Genomic DNA, 19,159 nt, shown 5'->3' with positions numbered 1-19,159 from the left:
CACCTCTGGAGAACCCTCATGGAACGCATCACACGCCACCCTTCCCTGTCTGCCCGCCCTTCGCTCGCCCTGGACCGCCCGCAGGTGGCCCGGGTGCTGCGCAACACCTACGCCCTGCTCTCGCTCACGCTGCTGTTCAGCGCGGGCGTGGCCGCGCTGACGGTCGCCAACGCCTGGCCCGCGCCCGGGCTGGTGATCACGCTGGTGGGTTATTTCGGCCTGCTGTTCGCGGTGCACAAGCTGCAGAACAGCGGCTGGGCGCTGCCCGCGGTGTTCGCGCTCACCGGCTTCATGGGCTACACGCTCGGGCCGCTGCTCTCGCACACGCTGGCCCTGCCCGGCGGCGCGGGCACCATCGTGGCCGCGCTCGGCGCCACGGGTGCCAGCTTCGTGGCGCTGTCGGCCTACGTGCTGACCACGCGGCGCGACTTCAGCTTCATGGGCGGCTTCCTGTTCGCCGGCATGGTGATCGCGCTGGTGCTGGCCGTGGGTGCGTATTTCTTCCAGATGCCGGCGCTGGCGATGGCCGTGTCGGGCCTGGTGGCGCTGCTCTCGGCGGGCCTGATCCTGTTCGAGACCAGCCGCATCGTGAACGGCGGCGAGACCAATTACGTGCTGGCCACGGTGGGCCTATTCGTCTCGGCCTTCAACCTGTTCACCAGCCTGCTCGGCCTCATGGGCATCGGCGGGAACGACTGAGCCCGAGCGGACTCTTCCCTGGAAGGCACACATATATATAGAGATATGGAGACCTCCATGCAGACCTACCGCACGAACAGCCCGCAGGCCGCGGCCCGCCTGGTGGCGATGGCCCTGGTGTCCGACGGCCAGTACGCCCTGAGCGAGCTGCAGGCGCTGGCCCGGCTCGACGCAGCGCAGCGCCTGGGGCTCAGCACCGAGGCGTTCCAGGCCGTGATCGACCACTTCTGCCAGGAACTGCTGCAGGCCAGCGGCGGCGTCTGGACCGGCGTGGTGGACAACGCGACGCGGGCGCGGCTCATGGCCGAGGTCACCGACCCGGCCCTGCAGGACCTGATCGTGCAGCAGTGCGAGGCGCTGATGCTGGCCGACGGCCATCTGGCCGGTGGCGAGATCGCGCTGATCGACGCGCTCAGCGCCCGCTGGCGCCGGCCGGTGCGGCTGTGAGAATCGCCCGTCCATCGGCGGCTTGATCTGTGGAGCCGCCCCTGTGTGCGCGCCAGGGCGCCGGTCAGGCGCGCGCGAAGAACAGCGCGCTCATCACCAGGCCCACGGCGATCACGCCCAGGCGCACCCACGGCGCGGGCAGCCGGCGGGACCAGCGCGCGCCAAAGTAGCCGCCCGCCGTGGCGGCCACCATCATGAGCAGGCCTTCTTTCCAGGCGATGGCACCGGCGATGACGAAGGCCGCCACCGACAGCCAGGACAGCACCAGCGAGTTGAGGTTCTTCAGCGCGTTGACGGTGTTCAGCCGCGACTCGCCGGCCACCGTGTAGAGCGCCATGAGCAGGATGCCCAGCCCGCCGTTGAAGTAGCCGCCATAGATGGCCACGCCCAGCAGCGCGGGCTCGCGCCAGCCCGCCCGGCCCTGGCCGTCGTGCGGGGCCAGCGCAGCGCGCCGGGCGATCGCCGGGCCGGCCGCGAACAGCGCGGTGGCGAACAGCAGCAGCCAGGGCACGATGCCGGCAAACAGCTTCGCGGGCGTGACCAGCAGCAACAGCGCACCGGCCACGCCGCCCAGCGCCGCAATGGCCATCTCGCGCCGCAGGCGCCGCGCCGGCAGCGCGCGCAGCTCGGGCCGGAAGCCCAGCGTGCTGCCCAAGTAGCCGGGGCTGACCGCAAGCGCGCTGGTGGCGTTGGCCACGATGGGCGGCACGCCAGTGAACACCAGCGCGGGAAAGGTGAGAAAACTGCCCCCGCCGGCGATGGCGTTGAGCACACCAGCGGCAAACGCGGCGGCGGCGAGCAAAGGCGAGGCAGCGAGAAAGTCCATGCGCCGATTATTCCGGGCGGCCCGCCGCCGATTGCCTGCAGTGCAGGCAAAGCTGTTCAACAACAACCCCGCACTCTGCCGTACGCCTCCGGGGCGCGGGAGCCCCAACCCAGAACGCCGCGGAACTGGCTCCGCCAGGCCGCAGGCGTTGCCCCCTTTGAGGGGGTCGCGCGCAGCGCGGCGGGGGTGGGGTTACCGTGCCCGGCCGAGCTTGTGCTGCAGCCGGTCCAGCACCTCGCTCACCGCCTGCGACGAACCGCCCGCGCCGGCGGCCAGTTCCTGCTCCGCCAGCGACAGGTTGAGCCGCACGAAGGTGCTGTCGAGCGCGTGGCGCGTGGCCAGCAGCTGCTGCGCGATCTTGGCGCAGTCGGCGCCCTCTTCCAGCAGCTTCTGCAGCCCGCGCACCTGGCCCTCGGCCCGGCGCAGGCGGTGCATCAGCTCGGCCTTGCGCTCGCTGGGCAGCGGCTGTGGGCCGGGGGCGGCAGCGGCGTCGTCGCTCATGGTCTCGCGTGTTCGGCCGCTCAGGCCGACGCGGGGATGATGTTGGCCACCGGCTCGGGTGCCAGCAGCGAGCCTTCGCGCAGGCCGCGCACGGTGGCGAAGCTGAGCCAGAGCACGGTCATGGTGGTGGACGCGAGCAGCAGCACGCCGGCGGTCTGCAGCAGGCCGTGCCAGGCGCTGTCGGGCTGCAGTTCGGCCAGGCGCAGGGTGAGCGTGGTGAAGGCGGCGAACGGGAAGGACAGCGCCCAGAACGGCACGCCGAAAGGCTGGCCGGCGATGCGGCGCACGACCGGCAGCAGCCACAACACGAAGAACAGCGCCACGCCCCAGAGCGCCTGCACCGCCGCCACCGGCGCCTGCATCTGGATCAGCACCAGGCCGATCACGGCGGGCGGCGCGATGGTGATGAACCAGGCCGGCAACACGCGCTCGGGCAGCGGGCTGTGGGCCAGGCGCCGCGCCAGCACCAGCGTCAGCACCACCGGCCAGAAGAACGCACCGATGCCCATCTGCGCGGCCGACCAGCCGTCGATGCCCAGCGGCAGACCCGCCAGCGGCGCGAGCACGTTGCCCACCACCGGGATCAGCAGCACCGGCGTGACCGAGGGCCACAGCCCGGTGTTGCCCGGGCCCTGGCCGGGCTGGGCCGCGGCGGCCGGCGAGATCCAGCGGCTCAGCACCCACAGCGTGGCCCAGAGCTGGGTGAGGCTGCCCGCCCACCAGAGCACGCGCCAGAGCGGGGCCAGGCCGCCCTCGGCGCCCCCGAGCGCCACGCCCACGGTGGCCAGCAGCAGCAGCGACACCGGAAACGCGGCCACGAAGGCGTGGCGCACCGGGTGCTTGAGGTCCTCGGCCAGCGCGGCGGGGTAGCGCGAGATGCGCAGCAGCGAAGCCGCCAGCAGCGCCACGAACACCAGTAGCGCGAGCGCGCCGACCACCAGCGCGACGCCGCTGGCCATGTCGCCCAGCACGCCGTGCGCGCGGTGCCAGGCCAGCGCCAGGCCACACAGGCCCATGACCAGGGCGAACCAGCCGGGCATGAGGAATTTCAAGGGGGTGGGGCTGCTCATGGGTGTTCCTTGGCCGGGCGGGGGCCGGCGTTCAGAGGATGGTATTCAGTTGCACTTGCCCGTGCCGCACGAGCCGCCGTTGCCTTCGGGCACGCCGAGCTTGCGCAGCAGGATGCCGGGCGGGCAGAAGCCGGTGAAGCCGGACTGGAACAGGTTGAAGCCGACGAAGCCGGTGAAAGCCAGGAACCAGGGGCTGACAAAAATCGGGCTGCCCTCGATGCCCAGGGCCAGCGACAACATGACAAAAAAACCGGCCATGACGCGGATGTAACGTTCAACAGTCATTTCAGACTCCTTGGTAAAGAAACAAAACACATGTTGGGCCGGAGCGCAAGGCTCCAGCCAAGGGCACCCGTGGAACCGGCTTTGCCGGGCCACCAGGTGCGTCCCCCTCAGGGGGAAGACGCGAAGCGGCGCAGGGGGTCGTTTCGATACACCGCGTAGTAGAGAACCGGGATCACCACCAGCGTGAGCAGCGTGGACACCGCGATACCGAAGATCAGCGACACGGCCAGGCCGTTGAAGATCGGGTCGTCGAGGATGAAGAAGGCGCCCATCATGGCGGCCAGGCCGGTCAGCGCGATCGGCTGCGCGCGCACCGCGGCGGACTGCACCACGGCCTCGGCAAAGGGCACGCCGCGCTTCGTTTCCAGCTCGATGAAGTCCACCAGCAGGATGGAGTTGCGCACGATGATGCCGGCCAGCGCGATCATGCCGATCATGCTGGTGGCGGTGTACTGCGCGCCCAGCAACGCGTGGCCCGGCATCACGCCGATGATGGTCAACGGGATCGGCGCCATGATGATCAGCGGCGTGAGGTAGCTCTTGAACTGCGCCACCACCAGCAGGTAGATCAGGATCAGGCCGACGCCGTAGGCCGCGCCCATGTCGCGGAAGGTCTCGTAGGTGATCTGCCATTCGCCGTCCCACTTCACGGCGTACTGGCGGTACGGGTCCTGGGGCTGGCTGATCCAGTACTCGCCCATCTCGCCGGTGTTGGGCAGCGCGGCCTGGTCCATGGATGCGCGGATGCCGAACAGGCCGTACAGCGGCGAGTCCAGCGAACCGGCCATGTCGCCGAACACATAGGTCACGGGCAGCATGTCTTTGGTGTAGCGCGGCTGGTCGATCACGCCGCGCTCCACCGTCACCAGCTCGGAGAGCGGCACCATGGCGCCGTTGGCCGCCTTCAGGGGCAAGGCCAGCAACGCATCGAGGCCGACCTGCTGGTCCAGCGGCAACTGCAGCCGCACCGGCACCGCGAACTTGGCGTGGCCGTCGTGCAAGTAGGCCGCGTCCGAGCCCGAGAGCGCGGCGTACACGGTCTGCGCGATCACCTGCACCGGAATGCCCAGCGACTCGGCGCGCTGGCGCTGGATGCGCAGGAAGGCGCGCGGCGCGTGTTCCTTGAGCGAGGTGTCCACGCCCACGATGTCGGGCGTGGCCTTGTAGGCTTCGGCCACCCGCAGGGCGAGTTCGGCGCGACCCGCCTGATCGGGGCCATAGACCTCGGCGACGATGGGCGACATCACCGGCGGGCCGGGCGGCACTTCCACCACCTTCACGCGCGCGCCGTGGGTGGCCGCGATCTGCTCCAGCGCGGGGCGGTGGCGCTGTGCGATGGCGTGGCTCTGCTCGCTGCGGGCGTGCGCGTCGATCAGGTTGACCTGCAGGTCGCCGCCTTCGGCTTCGGCGCGCAGGTAGTACTGGCGCACCAGACCGTTGAAGGTGATGGGGCTGGCAGTGCCGGCGTAGCCCTGCACATTGGCCACCTCGGGCTGGGCGGCGAGGTAGGCCGTCATGTCCTGCAGCGCGGCGGTGGTGCCTTCGAGCGGTGTGCCGGCGGGCATGTCCACCACCACCTGGTACTCGCTCTTGTTGTCGAACGGCAGCATCTTGAGCACCACGCCCACGAAGGAGCTGGGCACCAGCGCCAGGCTCACCGAGAGCAGCAGCGCCCCGGCGATGCCGGCCGCCAGCAACCAGCGCTTCTTGGCGCTCTGCAGCAGCGGCGTGAGGATGCGCGTGAAAGTGCTCTGCAGCGTGCGCGTGATCTTGCCGGGGCCGTGGGCGGCGTGGCCTTCACCGGTCTTGGTCAATTTGAGTGCGAGCCAGGGCGTGACGGTGAAGGCAATGGCCAGCGAGATCGCCATGCCCATGCTGGCGTTGATCGGGATCGGGCTCATGTACGGGCCCATCAGCCCGGTCACGAAGGCCATGGGCAGCAGGGCCGCGATGACGGTGAAGGTGGCGAGGATGGTGGGGCCGCCCACCTCGTCCACCGCGCGCGGGATGATCACCGTGAGCGGATCGTGCGGCGTGAGCATGCGGTGGCGGTGGATGTTCTCCACCACCACGATGGCGTCGTCCACCAGGATGCCGATGGAGAAGATGAGCGCGAACAGCGAGACGCGGTTGAGCGTGAAGCCCCAGGCCCAGCTGGCGAACAGCGTGGCGGTGAGCGTGAGGATCACGGCCGCGCCGACGATCACCGCTTCGCGCCGGCCCAGCGCCAGCCCCACCAGGACGATCACGCTGCCGGTGGCGAAGATGAGTTTCTGGATCAGCTTGTTGGCCTTGGCGGCGGCGGTCTCGCCGTAGTCGCGCGTAATGGCGACTTCCACCTCGTCCGGGATCACCGTGTTTTTCAGGTTGTCCAGCCGCTCGCGCACGCCGGCGGCCACGTCAACCGCGTTCTCGCCGGGCTTCTTGGTCACGGTGATGGTCACGGCCGGGTGGTTCTGGCCTTGTTGTCCGGCGTGGGCCGCGTCGGCGGCGCCGGGCGTGAACCACACGTAGCGCTGCGGCAGCTGCGCGCCGGCTTCCACGCGCGCGACCTCGCGCAGGTAGATCGGGCGGCCCTCACCCGCCTTGCCAGTCACACCGACCACGATGTCGCCCACGTCCTGGGCGTTCTGCAGGAACTCGCCGGTCTCCACCGACAGCATGCCGGGCTCGCCCGCGGCGGGGCTGGGGTTGACCACCGAACCTGAAGGCATGGCCTGATTGGCCGAGGCGATCGCGCCCTGCAGCGCCTGCACGCTCACGCCGCGCTCGCGCAGCCGGGCCGGCTCCAGCCACACGTGCACCGCACGGCCCGGGCCGCCGATGGTGACCACCTCGCGCGTGCCGGGCACGCGCTTGAGCTCGGTTTCCACCGCGTGCGCCACCCGCTCCAGGTCCATCGCGCTCTGTGCGTCTTTGGTCCACAGCGTGGCCGCGAGCACCGGCACGTCGTCGATGCCCTTGGGCTTGACGATGGGGCTGAGCACGCCCAGGCCCTGGGGCAGCCAGTCCTGGTTGGCGTTGAGCACGTCGTACAGGCGCACCAGCGCCTCGGTGCGCGGCACGCCCACCTGGAACTGCACCGTCAGCACGGCCACGCCTGGGCGCGCCACCGAATAGCTGTGTTCGATGCCCTGGATCTGCGAGAGCACGTGTTCGGCCGGCGCGGCGACCATCTTCTCCACGTCGGCACTCGATGCGCCGGGGAAGGGGATGATCACGTTGGCCATGGTCACGTTGATCTGCGGCTCTTCCTCGCGCGGCGTGACCAGCACGGCGAACAGACCCAGCAGCAGCGCGACCAGCGCCAGCAGCGGCGTGATGGCGTTGGCCTGGAAGGCCCGCGCCACGGAGCCGGAGAAGCCGAGCTTCTCGACAACAGAGAGTTCTTGAGAGGAGTTCATGTCAAAGGTCCAGAACGCAACGATGGCCCGTGCGCCATCCGGCACGCGCCGCGCAACCGGCTTCGCCGGGGCGCTGGCGTGGTCCCCCCTTCAGGGGGGAAGACGCGAAGCGGCGCAGGGGGGTCATTCCGGCCTCGCGGCGGGCTGTGCGCCCGACAGACCGGCGCGCACCGGGTCGAGCGCCACGCGGTCGCCGGCCTTCAGGCCCGCCAGGACCTCGACACCGGCTTCGCCATGGGAAGCGCCCGTGCGCACCGCGCGCAGCGCAAAACCGGCCGGCTGGCCTTCGCCCCGGGTGGCCACCACGTACACGCCGGTGAGTTCGCCGCGGCGCAGCAGCGCCGACTCGGGCACCAGCAGGCGCTGGTCGCCGGGCTGGCCCTGGCCGCCCACGAAACGCACCCGCACCTGGCGGCCGGGCACCTGGTTGGCGCCGTCGGCCGTGCTCAGGTCAAGCCGCCATTCCACCGTCTGCGACACCGGGTCGGCGGCCGGCAGGCTGGTCTTGGCGGCGGGCAGCACCCATTGCCCGGTACCGGGCAATTGCACCTCGATGCGCTGTGCCTGCAGCGCCAACGCCTGCTGCGAGGCGGGCACGTGCACCACAGCGCGGATCGGCTGCGGCGCGTAGACCGTGAGCACCGGGGTGCCGGGCAGCGCCAGCGCACCGGCTTCGGCGTGCGTCTGCAGCACCCAGCCGTCGTACGGCGCGGTCAGGCGCGTGAAGCCCTGGGCCACGCTGGCCTGGGTCTGGCCGGCGCGGGCGGCGGCGGCGCCGGCCTGGGCGGCCCGGTACTGGGCCTGCGCCGTGTCCAGCGCGGCCTGGGCCAAAAAGCCCTGGGCGCGCAAATCGCGCGAGCGCTCGTAGGCCGCCTTGGCGTTGGCCAGGTTCGCGTCGGCCTGGGCGAAGCCCGCCTGGGCCTGGGCCACGCCGGCCTGGGTGGCGCGGTCGTCGATCACGGCCAGCACCTGGCCGGCCTTCACCGGGTCGCCGGCTTTCACCGACAGCGTGGCGATGCGGCCCGACGCCTGGGCCGAAAGCACGCTCTGGCGCACCGCCTGCAGGTTGCCGTCGATCAGAAAGCCCGCTCCCACCGCCTGGGCTCCCACCGCCATGACCGGCACCTGCGGGCCGGCGGGCGCCGCGGCCTCGCCCGCCGCACGCACACCCGCCGCGCCCAGCAGGGCAGCGCCCGCGACCAGAGCGAGCGAGCGCGCTCCCCAGACGGCGCGGCGCGGCGCAGGCCAGCCGCGCGCCGGTGCCGCCGCGGTGGCGTTGAGAGGCTGAAACGGGGAGCGGGGGGAACGGGCGGGCATGGTTTTCTCCTATACGGCCCGTAGTATACATATATACCCCTAGGGGTACAAGCAGATGGCCATGTGAACCAGGGTACGCCTCGCGCGGCTGTTCCGTGTTGATTTTTCTGATTCTGGGTTTTGGCGGGCGCCCGCCCTCACCCCTGCCCTCTCCCAGAAGGAGAGGGTGTGAAGGCACGCGGTTCAGAAGAAGAAAGGGAAGGAGGAGGCGCGCGGCCCCGCATCACTTCAAGGCCCTTCAGCGGGTCCACCGCACCGGAGCGCGGCCCGCAACGCATGAAGCGATCCAGCCCAGGGCACCGCCGGGCCGGCTTTGCCGGACGGCCAGTGCCGCCCCCTTGGGGGGGTAGCGCGAAGCGCTGCGGGGGGGTCTATTTACACCAGTGCAAAAGGCACCCGGGCCGCCACGGCGCACAGCAGCTCGTACGAGATCGTGCCGGCGGCGGCGGCCACCTCGTCCACCGGCAGCGCCGCGCCCGTGGCCGAGACGCCCCACAGCACCACCTCGGCCCCGATCCCACAGGGCACGCCGGCCACGTCCAGCGGTGACAGATCCACCGCGAGCATGTCCATGCTGACGCGGCCCAGCACCCGGGTGCGCACGCCCGCCACCAGCACCGGCGTGCCGGTGGGCGCGTGGCGCGGGTAGCCGTCGGCGTAGCCGCAGGCCACCACGCCCACCCGCATGGGGGCTTCGGCGGCGAAGGCCGAGCCGTAGCCCACGGTGTCGCCCGGCTGCAGCTGCTGCGTGCCGATGATCCGGCTGGACAGGGTCATGGTCGGCTGCAGGTTCCAGCCGGCCGCGGTGTGCTCGGGGTGGTCGGGCGCGCCGCCGTAGAGCGCGATGCCTTCGCGCACCCAGTCGGCCGCGAGCGTGGTCGCGCCGTCGCCACGCAGGGGCGAGCGGGCGTGGCGCAGGATCGCCGCGCTGTTGCACAGCGTGCGCTCGCCCGGCAGGTCGGTGGTGGCGGCCTCGAACGCGGCCACCTGATGGGCGATGCCGCGCGGCCCGTCGGCGTCGCTGAAGTGGGTCATGAGCGAGATTTCTTCCACCTGCGGCAGCGCGTTGAGCCGGGCCCAGGCGGCGCGGAAGGCGCCGGGCGCAAAGCCCAGGCGGTTCATGCCGCTGTTGAGCTTGAGGAAGACGCGGTGCGGCACCTGGGTCTTGTGCGCCGCCAGCCAGTCGATCTGCTCGTTGCAGTGCACCGCGTGCCACAGGTGCAGGCGCGAGCACAGCTCCAGGTCGCGCGGCTCGAACACGCCTTCGAGCAGCAGGATGGGGCCGCGCCAGTCCAGCGCGCGCAGGCGCTCGGCCTCGGCCAGGTCCAGCAGGGCAAAGCCGTCGGCGCTGCGCAGGGCCTCGAACACGCGCTCGATGCCGTGGCCGTAGGCGTTGGCCTTGACCACCGCCCAGACGCGGGCGTCGGGCGCGCGCTCGCGGGCCTGGTTCAGGTTGTGGCGCAGGGCCTCGGGGTGGACGGTGGCGAGGATGGGGCGGGGCATGGCGGGAGAACGAATGAGGACAGCGACGACTGTCGCACAAACCGGCCCGCCCGCCAGCGACCCGCACCGCGATTCATGCGCCTGCAGCGCAGCTACTACAAACACCCCACCCAGGTCATCACAGCAGAACAGCGTCCGAAGCGCGTGCCTTGTCCAGCACACACCGAGGATCCGGCTCCGCCGGGCCAAGGGTGGGGTCCCCCCGGGGGGGAAGCCGCGCAGCGGCGCAGGGGGGAGCCTTACACCGCCTCCAGGCTCACGTACACCAGGGTCTGGTTGAGCAGCTGGTAGGCGATCTCGCCGAAGGTCATGGGCCCGGTGAGCGGGCCGGTGCGCTGCCCTTGCAGGTTCGCGTGCAGGTAGTTGAGGATGCAGTTGCAGCTCCAGCCGGCGGCGCGCGCGTCGGCCGGCAGACCCTGGCCGAAGGCCCGGGCGGCGTCGGGCACGGGCTGGGCCAGCCGGTACTCCACGTCGTCGAACACCGGCGCGTAGAAGTCCACCTGCCCGTGGGCCGCGTCCACGCCCTTGAAGGACACGTTGACCAGGGCGCCCGAGTAGTCGGCCACCAGGGGCAAGCGGGTGTCGACGGCGCGCTCGCCCAGGTACTGGGCAAAGTCGCGCAGCTGGCCGTTGACGTAGGCCTCGCGGGCCGAAAAGCCGGTGGAGGGGAATCGGATCGTGTCGCCCGACCCGGGTTGGAACAGGTTGACGATGTCGATGCGCGGGTACACGTTCTCGGGCAGCGGCAGGTGCAGGGCCAGGGCCTGGTCGCTGCGGAACTCCAGCGTCTGGCCATTGGCCACCACGGGCGCGGTGCGGCCCAGGTCGTCGAGGTGCACGCCGGCGATCCAGCCCACCAGGGGCTTGAGGTACATGTCTTCGTAGCTCGGCGCCTGGCGCGCGTACAGCGAATGCACGCCGGAGAACGCCGGAACGATCAACACGCTCAGGCCGTGCGCGGGCGCCTCCAGCGCGACGCGCTCCAGGTTGTGTTCGCCGTACCAGCGCAGCGTGGGCGTGGCGTCCAGCGCGGGCAGTTCGCTCACGAACAGCTTCTCGCGCGTGGTCTCGCCGCCGTCCTGCCCCATGAAATAGGGAATGCTGCCGGCGATCCAGTTGCCGCGCGGCAGCTGGCGCAGCAGGGCCTCGTCGGCGGCCAGGCACAGGAAAGCGCCGCTGCGGATCGCCTGTGTGGCCTGCTCCAGGGTCATCAGGATGCCGCTGCCGACCGGCACGGCGCTGGAAGATGGGGGGATCGTCATGGGGGTCCTCAGCCTTGGCGCAGTTGCGCGAGTTCGTGGGTGAGCACGCGTTCGTTCTTCACGAAGTAGCGGTGCAGTTCGCGCAGCTTGAGCAGGCGGACTTCGTCGTCGTTGATGAGTTCGAGCTGGGAGCGCACGCGGGTGAGCATGAGCTTGAGGCTGAGCACCCTGATGTCCAGGCCCAGGTCGGCGTTGAGCAGGCGCAGCCAGACCGGATCGGTCAGGTCGGGCACGTTCGGGTGGCCGGGCTCGTCGACCCAGGGCGCGCGGGGCACCGCCGCCGCCGGCGCGGCCACCGCCGCTGGCGCCGCCCCGCTGGGCTTGCCGCTGTCGAGGGCGTAGCGGTAGCGCCAGACGTCCTGCAGGTTCAGGTCCATCAGCGTGCACACCGACTGCAGCGACACGCCCTGGTTGAACATGGCGAACACACGCTGCGACAGCCCCCGCGTGAAGGGCATGCCGGGCTCGCCGGTCCAGTCCAGGCCGGGCTGGTCCTGGCCCGGGGGCAGCGCGACGTGCAGATGGCACTGGATCGGGCCGATGGACAGGTGGCGCCAGGAGCAGGTCTGGGTGGGCACCGCCGGCTTGCGCTCGCGCCCGAACCAGCCACGCTCCACCTCCGGCGCCACCCAGACGTCGCAGCGCCGCTTGCGCGGATCGAACCGGTATTCGCGGACCTCCCAGGGGCGCTCGATCAACAGCAGTTGCCGCAGCAGCGCCTTGTCGATACTGATCATGGTGTTTGTCTCCTCGGTTGTTTGAGTGGGTGGCATCCGGGTGTGACACAAGCACCCCGGACGGGCCGGGATCGCAATTGCCGTTCCACGCCGGCCCGCAGGCCGCCACGGCAGATGGAAACGGCCCGGAACGGCCAGAAACGGCGCCCCACCGTGACGCTGTTCACGCCCACTCCACAAAGCGCAGGCGCCACCGGGTCGGCCCGGGCCCGGGGCAGGCCGGGGCAGGCGCCGGGCGTCGGGCCCGCCCCCCGTTGGCAGGGGGACAGCTGCGCCAAACTGACACACGCCGAGCGCCGCGGCGGGTACACCGCGGGGCCCAAACAAGGCCCCGCACAGCCTTTCGCAGTACGCACTTGGTATTACAAGCTGTCACATTTGGCGTGCTATAACCAAAGCCTCGTTGGAGACCAGAGGTCGCTCGCTCACCCACCACCACGGCGCCCAGCCTGGGCCGTCACGCCGCACAAGACCCCAAAAATCCATGAAGCGCGGCTTCTACACCATCATGACGGCGCAGTTCTTCAGCTCTCTGGCTGACAACGCGCTGTTCGTGGCCGCCATCGAACTGCTGCGCAACCGGCACGCACCCGAGTGGCAGAGCGCGGCGCTGGTGCCGCTGTTCGCGCTGTTCTATGTGGTGCTGGCCCCGTTCGTGGGGGCCTTCGCCGACGCGCGGCCCAAGGGCCAGGTCATGTTCATCAGCAACGCCATCAAGGTGGTGGGCTGTCTGCTGATGCTGGTGGGTGTGCACCCACTGCTGGCCTACACCCTGGTGGGCCTGGGGGCCGCCGGCTATTCCCCGGCGAAGTACGGCATCCTCACCGAGCTGCTGCCGCCGTCGCAGCTGGTCAAGGCCAACGGCTGGATCGAGGGCCTGACCATCGCCTCCATCATCCTGGGCGTGCTGCTCGGCGGCCAGCTGGTGGCACCCTGGATTTCCTCGCGCCTGCTCGCGATCGACCTGCCCATGCTGCACACCGGCATCCACCACCCGGCGGAGGCGGCCATCGGCGCGCTCATGGTGGTCTACGCGCTGGCGGCCTGGTTCAACACCCGGATTCCGCTGACCGGCGTGACGCCGCGCGCCATGCCGCGCAACCCGCTGGCCCTGCTGCCCGACTTCTGGCGCTGCAACAGCCGGCTCTGGCGCGACCACCTGGGCCAGATCTCGCTGTCCACCACCACGCTGTTCTGGGGGGTCTCGGGCAACCTGCGCTACATCGTGCTGGCCTGGGCCGGCGCGGCGCTGGGCTACAGCACCACGCAGGCGTCCAGCCTGGTGGGCGTGGTGGCGCTGGGCACGGCCGTGGGCGCGGTGGTGGCCTCGCTGCGCATGCGGCTGGACCAGGCCACGCGGGTGATGCCACTGGGCATCACCATGGGCGCGCTGGTAATCCTCATGAACTTCATCGACAACGTCTGGGTGGCCGCGCCGTTCCTGGTGCTGCTGGGCGGCCTGGGCGGTTTTCTGGTGGTGCCGATGAACGCCCTGCTGCAGCACCGGGGCCACAACCTGATGGGCGCGGGCCGCTCGATCGCGGTGCAGAACTTCAACGAGCAGGCCTGCATCCTGATCCTGGGCGCGCTCTACAGCTTCTCCACCGCGGCCGGGCTCTCGGCCTTTGCCGCCATCACCATCTTCGGCCTGGTGGTGGCCGGCTTCATGTGGGTGATCATGAAATGGCACCAGCACAACCTGCGCCACCACCCCCACGAGCTGGAGCGCCTGATGGAAATCGCCCGCCGCGACGACCTGCACGGGTAGCCGGCGCCAGCCGGCCGGGCGGAGCGGCTCAGAACCCGATGTTCGTGGGCCGGAAGTCGTCCTGGCTCACCAGCCGGTGCCGGGCCAGCACCTTGTAGAGCTCGACTTCGTTCACCGAACGGGGCAGGTAGGCGTCGCTGCCGGCCAGGCCCGCCTTGATGCGGTCCATGCTGCCCGCCGCGGGCGCGAACATGATCACCACCGGGCTCTGCCCATTGGCCAGCTTGCGCTGCTTGGCGCCACGGCAGATCTGGTAGGCGTCGGGCTGGCCGTTGAGACGGTCGATCACCACCGCCCGGTAGGCGTTGGCCTGCAACATGGCCAGCGCCTGGGGCGCTTCGCGCGACCAGTCGATCGTGAGCCCGTATTTCTTGAAACGCTTGTGCAGGATGCGGCCCTCGACCAGGCTTTCGGCCACCAGCAGCAGGTCGCCACGCGGCAACTCGGGCACCGCCGCCGCCGGGCTCTTGCCGTGGGTGGATTTCGGCGGGCGCGAAGCGCCCGGCGCACGCGAACCGGACACACGGGACGCCGCAGGCGCCTGGGGCAGCTCTTCCAGGCCGCCAAAGTCGCTCAGACCCATCACGCCGGGCCGGGCGAAACGCGCCGATTCCGCGGCGGTCGGCGCCACGGGTTTGCGCACCATGAGCCGCGTCGGAGGGAACCCGGTGGCGTCGAACCGGCGGGCGGCCACCGGCGCCCGGGCCGCGGCATCGCCCATGCGCACGCCGACCAGGGCGTCGAGCAGACCCAGCACCGACACCAGCTTGATCGGCTTGCGCTGCAGCGGCCAGCCGGTGCCGCCGTCGCTGTGCCCCACCAGCAGCACCTGGCCCGGCAGTTTGGCCTGACGCACCAGGTGCAGGGCCTGGGTGTTGTCGGCGTTGACGATCAGCAGCTGCGCGTCCGCCACCTCGTCCTGCACCCGGTACTCGGGTGGTCGCCGCGCCGCGAGCCGGAAAAACGCATCGAAGGTCGTGGACTCGCTGTCCGTGAACCCCACCAGAGCCACTGTGTAACTGTTGGCCATAGAACACCCAAAACGCATACCTATGAATTAGATTTTCCAAGGAGTATGCCGGTTTTGGCGGACCCCCTGGGGTACTGGCAACCACTATCCAGCGCCAGCGTGATCGATTTCCCCTTTACACGGCAGGCCTGTGCGATCTGCCATAGTGAGGCCCTCTCATTCAGGAGTGCCGACATGTCCAGCATCTACGACTTTGAAGCCCGCTCCATCGACGGCCAGCCGGTCTCGCTGCAACAGTTCAGGGGCCAGCCCATGCTGATCGTCAACACCGCCAGCGCCTGCGGCTTCACGCCGCAGTTCGGCGGCCTGGAGCAGCTGCACCAGGCCTACGGCCCGCGCGGCCTGGTGGTGCTGGGTTTTCCGTGCAACCAGTTCGGTCAGCAGGACCCGGGCAGCGACGAGGAGATCGCCACCTTCTGCCAGCGCAATTTCGGCGTCACCTTTCCCATGATGAGCAAGATCGACGTCAACGGCCCCGAGGCCCATCCGCTCTACCAGTGGCTCAGCGCGGAAGCCCCCGGCCTGCTGGGCAGCAAGGCCATCAAGTGGAACTTCACCAAGTTCCTGGTGGGCAAGGACGGGCGCGTGCTCAAGCGCTACGCACCGCAGGACGCGCCAGAGAAGCTGACCAAGGACATCGAGGCGGCGCTGCTCTGATCCCCCGCCGCGCTGCGCGCGGCCAGACGGGCGGCTCCCCCACTCCCGGTCTCTGAAGAAACCGCCGGGCGGCCGCCCGGTGCGGGTGTGCGCTCGCGCCACCGCCCCCCCTTTTCAATCTCCAAAACCCCTTGCGCGAACCGCATTGGAGCGCGCCTGCCTGCGCGCCAAGCACACCACGGACCCTCCATGTATGAAAGGTTTATTAAAACACTGGGGATTGCTGGCGGAACAACAACAAATTATTACCAATAATTAAATTTCCCTACAAATCGGCGAATGTCCATGATATTTTCCCCCCGCGCAACCGTTTGTTCTGGGTTTTTCTCGGGCCCTCCTTGACCGCCGTTCCGTCCCCCCAGAAGAGCCCGGGGGAGCCGGTCAAAGGCATTGAGGGGGTCCCACCAGACCGCCGGTACCCATGGGTACCCGTGTCGCGATTTCAGCTGCAACCCCATCGACAACACAACCGCGCCCGCTTTCCATGCGACACAGCCGCCCTTTGTCCACCAACGCCACCTCCCAGCTGGGCCCCCAGTTCGCCGTGTTGCGCCTGCGTTCCTGGCCGGACCTGCGCCATGTCTCGGACCACATGGTCCCTGACGTGATCCGCATCTGCGCCCTGCTGGCGGTCCGGCCCACGGGTGCCCCCCTGATCCACCGCCTGGTGGACATCCCGCGCGAGCGCACCCAGCACATCGTGGACATGCTGTACCTCCATGGCAACCTGGGCGATGGCGCCCCGGTTGCCAGCCCGGAAAAGAAGGAAGAGGCCCCGGCCACTGCGGCGACGCCCGAGGCCCGCTCGCCCAAGGAGGTCCCCAGCTCGGTGACGGGTTTTCTGGACCGTTTCCGGAAAAAGCTGATCCCCACCGGAGCGCACTAGACATGGAGTGCTCCGTTCTGTTCATGGGCCCGGTGGGCGCCGGCAAGACCATGGCCGTGCAGACCCTGTCGGACATCGACGTGCTCGGCACGGACGAACGTGCCACCGACGAGACCGCCGCCTACAAACAGAACACCACCGTCTGCATGGACGCGGGGGTGCTGGAGCTGGGGTCCGGCGACAAGGTGCGGCTGATCGGGGCCCCTGGCCAGGACCGCTTCGACTTCATGTGGGACATCCTGCTGCAACAGGCCCGGGCCGTCATCCTGCTGCTGGACCACAGCCGCGCGAGCCGGCTGGACGATCTCGACCATTTCATGGACCGCCTGGGCGAGCGCCTGGAGAGCCGCAAGCTGCCCCTGGCCGTGGGCATCACGCACGTCGACCTGCACCCCGAGGCGCCGCTGAACATCTACCGCAGGCGCTTGCGCGAGCGCGATGACCGCTTCCCCGCCTGCGTGGTGCCGGTGCTTCCGGTCGATGGGCGCGAGAAAAAGGACCTTCAGACGCTGGTGCTCACCGTGGCGGCCATGCTGGAGATGGTGCACCGCTATGGTTGAGGATGTGCCCGCCACGGCACCCTGCCTGCGTCTTCGCGGCTTCGGCTTGGCCTACAACGACCGCGTGGTCTTGCGCAGCATCGACCTGGACGTGCCCGCCCACGGCTGCACGGTGCTGCTGGGGCCGGCGGGCACGGGCAAGTCGTCGCTGCTGCGCACGCTGGCCGGCTACAACGACCACAACCCCAGCCTGCGGGTCTGGGGCGCCACGCTGTACCAGGGCCGTGAACGGACCCCCACCCACCGGCCCGCGCTGGTGGTTCAAAAGGCGCAGCTGCTGGTGTCCACGGTGCTGGACAACCTGCTGAGCGGCCTGCCCGATCGCTCCCGGCTGACGCGCGCGCAGCAGCTCGACCGCCTGCGACAGATCACCGGGGAGGTGCAGCAGGCCTGGGTCATGGACCGCCTGCACGCCTCGGTGCTCGACCTGAGCCCGGTGCAGCAACGGGTGATCGCCATCCTGCGCGAGTTCCTGGGCCGGCCGGCCCTGCTGATGCTCGACGAGCCCACCACCGGCCTGAGCGAAGACGATGCCGACGGGCTGGCGGCCTTCATCGAACACATTGCACGCCAGCAGGCCATCCTGCTGGTGCTGCACCACCTGCGGCTGACCCGCCGACTGGCCCGGCATGTGGTGCTCATCGCGAGCGGCGAAACCCAGGAAAGCGCTTCCACCGAGCGCTTTTTCGACAGCCCGCAGAGCGAGGCCACCCGCCAGTTCATCCGCACCGGCTCCTGCCCGGAATTTCCCCTGGCGCAGGGCTCGGACGCCCCCCAGGATGAGCCCGCAGTGCCGGCCCAGGCCCCCAGCCCTCCCACACTGATCAGCGCCGCCAGCGGCCCCCGCGGGTTTGCCTGGCTGCTGCCCGGGCAACTGGCGGGCACGCCATGGCCGGGCCTGATCCGCGAGACCGACGACGATCTGGACGCGCTGCGCCATGTCGGCGTGACCCGGCTGGTGAGCCTGACCGAACAGGCGTTTCCAGAAGCGCTGGCCGCGCGCTTCGGCATCCAGTGCGCCAGCCTGCCCATCCCCGACATGCAAGCCCCCACCCTGACCCGCGCGGCCGCCCTGTGCAACGACATCGACCGCTGGCTGGCGGCGGGCGAGGTGGTGGCCCTGCACTGCAAGGCCGGCCTGGGCCGCACGGGCACCCTGCTGGCCGCCTACTGGCTGTGGCAGGGCAACGGCCAGCGCACCGCGCTGGAGAGCATCGACCGCGTCCGCCGCCTGGACGCCACCATGATCCAGGCCCCCTCGCAGACGGCCTTCCTGTCTGGCTTCGCCGACTTTCTCGGTCGGCCACCGCATCCCCCCCTCACGACCTTGGGCAATGGTCGATTCCACAAAAACGATTCCCCTGAAAGGAAATTCCCTCATGAACAAACTTGACGACACCCTGCAGCGCGCCATGACCGGCATCCCCGAGTGCCTGGCCGCCGGTCTGGTGGACCTCGCCTCCGGCATGGTGCTGAGCATCAAGACCGTGGACTCCCACCCCTCCGAGGTGTTCGACATGCTCGCCGCGGCCACGGCCGATCTCTTCCAGGGCCCCAACGTCGTGGCCATCGAGAAGGTGTTCAAGAAGTCGCGCGGCCTGCCCGAGAGCGTGGACCACCACTACTTCCAGGAAATCATCGTCAACAGCGAGAACCTGATCCACGTGTTCCTGCGCGGCAAGCGCCAGCAACAGGTGGTCTGCTTCGTCTGCCGCAAGGGCGCCAACCTGGGCATGGTGCTGACCAAGGCGCGCTCGGCCATGCCGGCCGTCGAAGCCGCTCTGTGATCGGGTAAGGACGGCCCATGAACACCCCGTTGACCCATGAAATCCTGGCCAGTCGGGCCCGGGGCGTCCTGCGCGGTCTCCACACGAACCTCGCCGAGGTGGAGGCTTCGGCGGTGGTGACCCGCGACGGCTTCACCGTCGCCTCGTTGCTGTCCACGGGCACCGACCCGGACCGCTTCGGCGCCATGTGCGCGTCGCTGCTGGCGCTGGCGGCCCGGGCCAGCAAGGAAGTGGACCGCGGCAATCTGCGCCAGATCATTCTGGACGGCCAGCAAGGCCCGCTGCTGCTGACCCACGGGGGCGACTCGGCGGTGCTGGCCGTGGCGGCCACGCCCCGGGCCAACCTCGGGCGCCTGATTCTGGAGACGCGCCGGGTGGCGACCGATCTGGCCTCCCTCTGGGCGCAGACCTGAGCCCGCC

General features: G+C 70.0%; 19 protein-coding genes. 9 read left to right on the top strand and 10 right to left on the bottom strand.

Features of this window, described 5'->3' with window-relative positions:
• Positions 1-18 precede the first annotated feature (18 nt).
• Positions 19-699 (top strand): Bax inhibitor-1/YccA family protein, encoded by a 681-nt coding sequence (locus AC07YZ_RS21230; RefSeq protein WP_494796234.1) that lies wholly within the window; start codon positions 19-21, stop codon positions 697-699.
• 57 nt (positions 700-756) lie between these two features.
• On the top strand, positions 757-1,146 hold the full coding sequence (locus AC07YZ_RS21225; RefSeq protein ID WP_494796233.1) for a TerB family tellurite resistance protein: 390 nt from the start codon (positions 757-759) through the stop codon (positions 1,144-1,146).
• Positions 1,147-1,210: 64 nt separating this feature from the next.
• Here the strand turns inward: AC07YZ_RS21225 and AC07YZ_RS21220 are convergent, their stop codons facing one another.
• The 9 genes from AC07YZ_RS21220 to AC07YZ_RS21180 form a co-directional block, all read right to left on the bottom strand.
• Positions 1,211-1,972, bottom strand: coding sequence for a sulfite exporter TauE/SafE family protein (locus tag AC07YZ_RS21220; RefSeq protein WP_494796232.1), 762 nt, complete (start codon positions 1,970-1,972; stop codon positions 1,211-1,213).
• A gap of 192 nt (positions 1,973-2,164) precedes the next feature.
• Positions 2,165-2,473, bottom strand: a complete 309-nt coding sequence (locus tag AC07YZ_RS21215) for a metal-sensing transcriptional repressor (protein WP_226490871.1) — start codon at positions 2,471-2,473, stop codon at positions 2,165-2,167.
• A gap of 20 nt (positions 2,474-2,493) precedes the next feature.
• Positions 2,494-3,543: an SLAC1 anion channel family protein gene (locus AC07YZ_RS21210; protein WP_494796231.1), complete on the bottom strand. Its 1,050-nt coding sequence runs from the start codon at positions 3,541-3,543 to the stop codon at positions 2,494-2,496.
• Between the two features lie 45 nt (positions 3,544-3,588).
• Positions 3,589-3,828 carry a YgaP family membrane protein gene (locus AC07YZ_RS21205; protein WP_226490869.1) on the bottom strand — a complete coding sequence of 80 codons (240 nt, stop codon included), beginning with the start codon at positions 3,826-3,828 and terminating at the stop codon, positions 3,589-3,591.
• Positions 3,829-3,935: 107 nt separating this feature from the next.
• A complete protein-coding gene (locus AC07YZ_RS21200; protein ID WP_494796230.1) occupies positions 3,936-7,232 on the bottom strand; it encodes an efflux RND transporter permease subunit in 3,297 nt (1,098 codons plus the stop codon).
• A 123-nt stretch (positions 7,233-7,355) separates the two neighbouring features.
• Positions 7,356-8,549, bottom strand: coding sequence for an efflux RND transporter periplasmic adaptor subunit (locus AC07YZ_RS21195; RefSeq protein WP_494796229.1), 1,194 nt, complete (start codon positions 8,547-8,549; stop codon positions 7,356-7,358).
• 375 nt (positions 8,550-8,924) lie between these two features.
• Positions 8,925-10,052 (bottom strand): alanine racemase, encoded by a 1,128-nt coding sequence (gene alr / locus AC07YZ_RS21190; protein WP_494796228.1) that lies wholly within the window; start codon positions 10,050-10,052, stop codon positions 8,925-8,927.
• 239 nt (positions 10,053-10,291) lie between these two features.
• Positions 10,292-11,314: a DUF6976 family protein gene (locus AC07YZ_RS21185; RefSeq protein WP_494796227.1), complete on the bottom strand. Its 1,023-nt coding sequence runs from the start codon at positions 11,312-11,314 to the stop codon at positions 10,292-10,294.
• Between the two features lie 8 nt (positions 11,315-11,322).
• The gene (locus tag AC07YZ_RS21180; protein WP_494796226.1) at positions 11,323-12,051 is read right to left on the bottom strand and encodes a hypothetical protein; all 729 of its coding nucleotides are present in this window, start codon (positions 12,049-12,051) and stop codon (positions 11,323-11,325) included.
• Between the two features lie 484 nt (positions 12,052-12,535).
• On the opposite strand from AC07YZ_RS21180, the gene lplT reads away from it, so the two are divergent.
• Positions 12,536-13,819: a lysophospholipid transporter LplT gene (gene lplT, locus AC07YZ_RS21175; protein WP_226490863.1), complete on the top strand. Its 1,284-nt coding sequence runs from the start codon at positions 12,536-12,538 to the stop codon at positions 13,817-13,819.
• A 28-nt stretch (positions 13,820-13,847) separates the two neighbouring features.
• On the opposite strand, the gene AC07YZ_RS21170 is transcribed toward lplT, so the two are convergent.
• Positions 13,848-14,849 carry a response regulator transcription factor gene (locus AC07YZ_RS21170; protein ID WP_494796225.1) on the bottom strand — a complete coding sequence of 334 codons (1,002 nt, stop codon included), beginning with the start codon at positions 14,847-14,849 and terminating at the stop codon, positions 13,848-13,850.
• Between the two features lie 174 nt (positions 14,850-15,023).
• On the opposite strand from AC07YZ_RS21170, the gene AC07YZ_RS21165 reads away from it, so the two are divergent.
• The 6 genes from AC07YZ_RS21165 (at position 15,024) to AC07YZ_RS21140 (ending at position 19,152) form a co-directional block, all read left to right on the top strand.
• Positions 15,024-15,506 (top strand): glutathione peroxidase, encoded by a 483-nt coding sequence (locus AC07YZ_RS21165; RefSeq protein ID WP_226490861.1) that lies wholly within the window; start codon positions 15,024-15,026, stop codon positions 15,504-15,506.
• A 484-nt stretch (positions 15,507-15,990) separates the two neighbouring features.
• On the top strand, positions 15,991-16,392 hold the full coding sequence (locus tag AC07YZ_RS21160) for a hypothetical protein (protein ID WP_494796224.1): 402 nt from the start codon (positions 15,991-15,993) through the stop codon (positions 16,390-16,392).
• A gap of 2 nt (positions 16,393-16,394) precedes the next feature.
• Positions 16,395-16,952, top strand: a complete 558-nt coding sequence (locus AC07YZ_RS21155; RefSeq protein ID WP_494796223.1) for a GTP-binding protein — start codon at positions 16,395-16,397, stop codon at positions 16,950-16,952.
• Positions 16,945-18,345, top strand: coding sequence for a phosphatase domain-containing putative toxin (locus AC07YZ_RS21150; RefSeq protein ID WP_494796222.1), 1,401 nt, complete (start codon positions 16,945-16,947; stop codon positions 18,343-18,345). Before AC07YZ_RS21155 ends, AC07YZ_RS21150 begins: the two co-directional genes overlap by 8 nt.
• Positions 18,332-18,739 (top strand): roadblock/LC7 domain-containing protein, encoded by a 408-nt coding sequence (locus AC07YZ_RS21145; protein ID WP_494796221.1) that lies wholly within the window; start codon positions 18,332-18,334, stop codon positions 18,737-18,739. The genes AC07YZ_RS21150 and AC07YZ_RS21145 overlap by 14 nt, the downstream gene beginning before the upstream one ends.
• A gap of 17 nt (positions 18,740-18,756) precedes the next feature.
• A complete protein-coding gene (locus tag AC07YZ_RS21140; RefSeq protein ID WP_494796220.1) occupies positions 18,757-19,152 on the top strand; it encodes a roadblock/LC7 domain-containing protein in 396 nt (131 codons plus the stop codon).
• Positions 19,153-19,159: the final 7 nt, after the last annotated feature.

It is taken from the genome of Hydrogenophaga sp. GW101-3F08 (genome assembly GCF_059424585.1).
Note: the sequence above shows the minus strand (reverse complement) of the source record. Positions and strands in the feature narration are given on the sequence as shown.